This is a genomic window from Chloroflexus sp. MS-G, assembly GCF_000735195.1.
Lineage (GTDB): Bacteria > Chloroflexota > Chloroflexia > Chloroflexales > Chloroflexaceae > Chloroflexus.
Window position 1 is genome coordinate 1 of record NZ_JPIM01000187.1, and the last position, 5,001, is coordinate 5,001.

A 5,001-nucleotide genomic window follows, 5' to 3' on the forward strand; every position below is an offset into this window, starting at 1 on the left:
TGCCAGGAACCGTTATCGCGGTACCACAACCAAATCGACGCTGAGAGGTCTTTGAGACTTACGACACTGTTCATAAAGCCGTAAGCCTTTGTCGGATCGTGCGCCGGTCGTAGTTCAAGCGCCATCTGATGTTCAGCGCCCAAATCCAGGGTCTGGAGGTGGCGACGGCGGTAGAGGTCCCAAATATGCAGGCGATGACCATACTTTCCAGCCAAGAGTTCCTCGCCGAGTACGCCGCTCTCAACCATCCGTGGGGTTCCCCATTCGCTACTGATAAGGGTATCGTACCCCAAATGCCACCAGAAATCGTAGTGCAGATATTGATCGCCGCGATCAATCTCCCACCGTCCAAGCACTTCTAGCGTGTCGTGATCGAGAATGAAAATACCCCCAGGACCTTCACCTTCCGGTGATCCCAGGGCCGAGATGTAGATGCCGTCGGGGCCACAATGAACGGTGTGTGGTCGTGAATACCCTGTTCGTTCTGACAGCTCCGTTGGTTCAATAACCTTCGCTACCTTCGGTTGCGTCGGATCGGGTTTAGTATCGAGAATGGTAATGTGCGAACTCCGAATGTCGGGGACAACCAGATAACGTCGCTCAACGTGCGGATGGGGGGCGTTCGGGCACAACATTGAACTGCACGCATTCCAACCAAAGTGATGCAATTCGCCGCCCGTATATGGCATCTCGGTCATACCGACAACTTTGCCGAAGGTGCTCGACTGTGGATCGACATCAACCACACACATCGCATCAGCCTGACCATTTGATTTCGGGTTGAGACGCACTACATAAGCAAGCTTCTCGGCGGGGGCTTTCACAGCCATTCGCGGTGAAGGATAGAAGGTGGGGTCCGGTCGCCAGGTAACCATACAAACCTCCTCTGTAGACACCACTGTCGTGCGAGCATCGGTCGATGATGCCGTTGATAACTTGATTAGGAAGCGGGATAATACCTCAGATCATCGTTACCCGAACTATACTACGCTCTGTACCGGTAGTCAAGCATACCTGGAATGAGACAAAGATCGCAGCGATATAGTACTATTGCAGTAGCATGCTGAAGGCTCCTCTTTAGCTCTCATCTCTTCCTGTGATATGATGTCGCCGCAGAGCATGCTAACACCTGCTACCTGGCTTGATGAGGAACATAGTATGCGCTCACGATGGTTGCGCGTTAAGGGCTATCAACTGCACTGGATCGAAGCCGGATATGGGCCAGCAGTGGTGTTTTTGCACGGTTTTGCCGGTTCGTGTGATGATTGGGCGCCAACAGTAGACTGGCTGGCCAGGCAGGGCTATCGAGCCTTGGCAGTTGATGCACTCGGCTTTGGTCATTCGGAAAAGCCGGTCAATGCACCGTATGGACTTGATCTGCAAAGCGATCTCTACGCTGCACTACTCAACACACTCGGTATCGAGCAGGCTGTCTTTGTTGCCCATTCAATGGGCGGTAAATATGCGCTTGCCACGGCACTACGTCATCCGCAACGGGTAAGCCGACTGGCGCTCGTGGCAACTGACGGCTTTGTTGAACCATCACCACTCACGATCATAGGCGGCTGGCCGATAGTAGGTGAAGCGATCCTCTGGCTTTCGGCTCATCCGGCAATCGTGCGGGCTTTTCTCGCTGCGGCCTTCCATAACCCTGAACCGTACCTTACGGCTGAACTGATCGAACGCGGACGCGCTGCTATTAGCGGTACCGCGAACCGCCGCGCACTCACCAGCCTTAGTCGGCGGTACGCGGCAACCGATCTGAGCTTGACCGGCTTGCGGGCACGTCTCGGTGAGCTGCGCATCCCAATATTGCTGATCTGGGGCGCGCATGACCGCGTCTTCCCGCTGTCTTACGCTGAAACCGCCCGCCGTGAGATTCCTGGCGCCCAGCTCGTCGTGATTCCGCACTGTGGCCATTTTCCCCACATCGAGGCAGTTCGTCCCTTTCGTGGCCTGTTGAGTGGTTTTCTGGCGCCGGTACGCTGAACATATCACCGGCTGCGCGTGACGCCGATGCGTGGACACAGATCGCGGATCGGGCAGATGCTGCAACGTGGTGAGGTTGGATGACAGATGTTCTGTCCCAATGTAACCAGCAGACGGTTGATAGGTATCCAGTAGCGCTGCGGTAATCTGGCCCGCAGGGCCATCTCAGTCTCTTCGGGCGTGCGCGTCTGAACATACCCCCACCGATTGCAAATGCGGTGGACATGAATATCAACACAGATTCCTGGCAAACCAAAGCCAGCCGTCACCACCAAATTGGCCGTCTTGCGACCGACGCCAGGGAGCTTCAAGAGTTCATCGAGATCAGACGGCACTTCACCGCCGTAGCGTTCAAGCAATATCTGGCAGATAGCAACAATCTGCCGCGCCTTAACCCGGTAAAAGCCGACCGGGTAGATCAATTCGGCAATCCGCTCTACGCCAAGCGCCAGCATTGCTGCCGGTGTATCGGCAACAGCGAACAGTCGCGGTGCGACAACTGCCGTCAATGTGTCTTTAGTGCGAAGACTGAGGATGGTTGCGATCAGAATCCGAAACGGTGTTTGACTTACTTCACCCATCTGATCGATCAGCGGTGGTGTGAAGCGGGTCAGTTCGCGTTCGAGTGTGTCAAGCGCTTGCTCAATCGGAAATGGTTGCGCAGGGAGTGGTGCGGAGGGCGATGTGGGTGACGATGAAGGTTTACGCATGAATGTATCTCACAGCAAAGAGCCTTATCTGTCACACGAGATACCGGCCGACGACCTCTACATTAGCGCAGATGGTCGCGAGGATGTGCATGGTCTACAGTGTTATACCACTATCCGCGAATCTGCGCCAGTCTATTTTGGGGGGTGTTAGCTTTTGGTATCATGAGCGCCACGTTGCATCATGGCGAGCCGCAAACAGGGCGCAGCAGCGCTACGCCTGTACTTCTATCAGGAGTTATCTTGTGAAACGTTACCGGTACATCTGGTGGTTGTTCATCATTCTATGCACGGCCTGCACATCGGCGCCTGACGCAGCTCCCCTCCGATCCACGGCTACGCCATCGGTAGAGCAGTCAACTACGGCACCGACCATCTTTCCAACTATCGCTTCAACCGTCCCGCCAACCGCAGCACCGTCCGGTACCGGCCTACCGGCGCCGGTATACCTCATTGCCAACGAGCAGGTCATGCGCCTGGAACCTGATGGAAACCGCCTGACTCAGATTACCTACGAACCCCAACCGGTGTACGATCTAAGTGTCGCTACCGACGGGACACTGGTCTACCTGACCGGCAATGAGTTGGTAGCGCTCGACGGCAACGGTCGGCGCACCCTGTTGCGCGAGCAGGAGATCAGTCGGCCACGAATCTCACCCGATGGCCAACAGATTGTGTATCATCTGACCAACCCCACGCCAGGCCTTGTTATTGGGCGCGACGATTCGCCCGATGGTATCTACCTGAGCCAGATAACCGGTGGACGGCCCGGTCTGCTCATCGCCGATGATCCAGAACCGGACGTAGCCGATTTCTCGCATCCGGCCTGGCGATACCTGCCGGTGGCATGGTCACCAGCCGGAGAGCGGTTGCTTCTCTATGCTGTCATGCGGCCGGAGATGGGCATTCCCGGCGGCGAAGCGGTGATTATTGGTCCAGATGTATCGCCGGTGCGCACCTTCAGTTGCTGCGAAGAGGAGCTGTGGAGCATAGATGGACGTGACATCGCAGTGGCCGGTGGCGGCCCTGGCCCAGATGTACGGTTTGGCCTTTACTTGATTGATGCCGCCAGCGGTGCAGAAAAGGCTGTTTTGGCGCCGACGGCGACGACCATCCCGCTGGTACGCGCACCACAGCGTCTGGCCGATGGCGCCATCTATGCTTTCGTCGAGTTGGTACCAACCGATAGCTACACCTGGGAATACCCTTTTCAACCGCGTATGGTGCGCATTACCAACGATGGAACGATCACACCATTGCGCCGCGAACCACTCGCTGAACCAATAGCAGTGCTCTGGGATGCGCAGGCGCGTGGTGCATTGGTGCGGTTCGCAACCGCCAACACGCTGGTTTGGCTGCCGATCGACGCAACCCTGCCGGCACAGACCACCCGGGCTGAAGGCATTGCCTTCACGTGGGCGCCTTCCGCAGACCTAACCGCACGTGATTGCAGTGGTTTTACCGACTTGGCTCCACAGCCAACTCCACAGTACGATCCGGCTGTTGCCGACATCCAAGGCCGCTTAGCGACCCTCGGTTTCGATCCCGGTCATATTGATGGGCGGTTTGGCCCACTCACGGCAGCAGCGGTGCGTGCTTTTCGGACGGTGCATGGTCTTACCCCCGGCGATACAATAGATTGCGCAAGCTGGAAGCTTCTTTTGCACTGGAGCATCGTACCGTGATTGTCCCTACCGACATTGTTCCGCAGATCACAGCCATTCATGCGTCACCAACGCGGTTAGTGCTCGTCTTCGCTGGCGCCGGTAGCCTGGGGCTGGCCTGGCTGCACGCGATTGCCGGTTCATCACGCACCATCCTGGAAGCGGTTGACGCCTACGCACCACGTTCGTTGGCCGACATTACCGACCATCTAGCAGCTCCTGCCGTCAGTGCTGCTACCGCGCAGGCAATGGCGATCTGGGCTTACCGGCGGGCACAAACGTTGAGCGAAGGCAATTGGCCGCTGCTGGGTGTTGGCCTGACCGCTGCGCTTCGCACCGACCGCCCTCGTCGCGGCGCCGATCATGCTTTTCTCGCTATCCAGAACGCAACGGCCTGTAACGTTGAGCATCTCGTGCTGAACCAGCAGTCACGCCTCGAACAAGAGATAGCGGTGAGTCGTTGGTTGATTGCGGCTATCGAGCGGGCGGGCGGTCGTGCCTGCTCTTTAGCTCCCTCACCTTCCCCCCGGCCCCCTTCCGCTCCCACGCTGCGGGAGAGGAAGGGGGAGGGTACCCCCTCACCTTCCCCCCAGCCCCCTTCCGCTCCCACGCTGCGGGAGAGGAAGGGGGAGGGCGGCCCT

The 5,001-nt window shown here is 57.6% G+C and carries 5 protein-coding genes; 3 read left to right on the forward strand and 2 right to left on the reverse strand.

Annotated features, from left to right (window positions below; translation table 11 throughout):
- Nucleotides 1–875, reverse strand: an 875-nt coding sequence (locus tag JE47_RS0119405; RefSeq protein WP_031461334.1) for a selenium-binding protein SBP56-related protein, incomplete at its 3' end; no start/stop codon positions are given.
- A 283-nt stretch (nucleotides 876–1,158) separates the two neighbouring features.
- Between JE47_RS0119405 and JE47_RS0119410 the strand changes: the two genes are divergently transcribed.
- Nucleotides 1,159–1,989, forward strand: a complete 831-nt coding sequence (locus JE47_RS0119410; protein WP_031461335.1) for an alpha/beta fold hydrolase — start codon at nucleotides 1,159–1,161, stop codon at nucleotides 1,987–1,989.
- A gap of 5 nt (nucleotides 1,990–1,994) precedes the next feature.
- Here the strand turns inward: JE47_RS0119410 and JE47_RS0119415 are convergent, their stop codons facing one another.
- Complete coding sequence (locus JE47_RS0119415; RefSeq protein ID WP_051871221.1) at nucleotides 1,995–2,699, reverse strand: endonuclease III domain-containing protein; 705 nt, start codon at nucleotides 2,697–2,699, stop codon at nucleotides 1,995–1,997.
- Nucleotides 2,700–2,941: 242 nt separating this feature from the next.
- Here JE47_RS0119415 and JE47_RS0119420 point away from each other — a divergent pair, with 242 nt between their 5' ends.
- Together JE47_RS0119420 and JE47_RS0119425 are read left to right on the forward strand one after the other, a co-directional pair.
- Nucleotides 2,942–4,381 (forward strand): peptidoglycan-binding protein, encoded by a 1,440-nt coding sequence (locus tag JE47_RS0119420; RefSeq protein WP_031461337.1) that lies wholly within the window; start codon nucleotides 2,942–2,944, stop codon nucleotides 4,379–4,381.
- Nucleotides 4,378–5,001: hypothetical protein (locus tag JE47_RS0119425; RefSeq protein WP_236631320.1), on the forward strand; the 624-nt coding region annotated here is incomplete at its 3' end. The genes JE47_RS0119420 and JE47_RS0119425, both read left to right, overlap by 4 nt.

Coding starts and splice junctions, on each gene's coding strand:
- JE47_RS0119410 (WP_031461335.1), top strand. CDS start 1,159: ATGCGCTCACGATGGTTGCGCGTTAAGGGCTATCAACTGCACTGGATC.
- JE47_RS0119415 (WP_051871221.1), bottom strand. CDS start 2,699: ATGCGTAAACCTTCATCGTCACCCACATCGCCCTCCGCACCACTCCCT.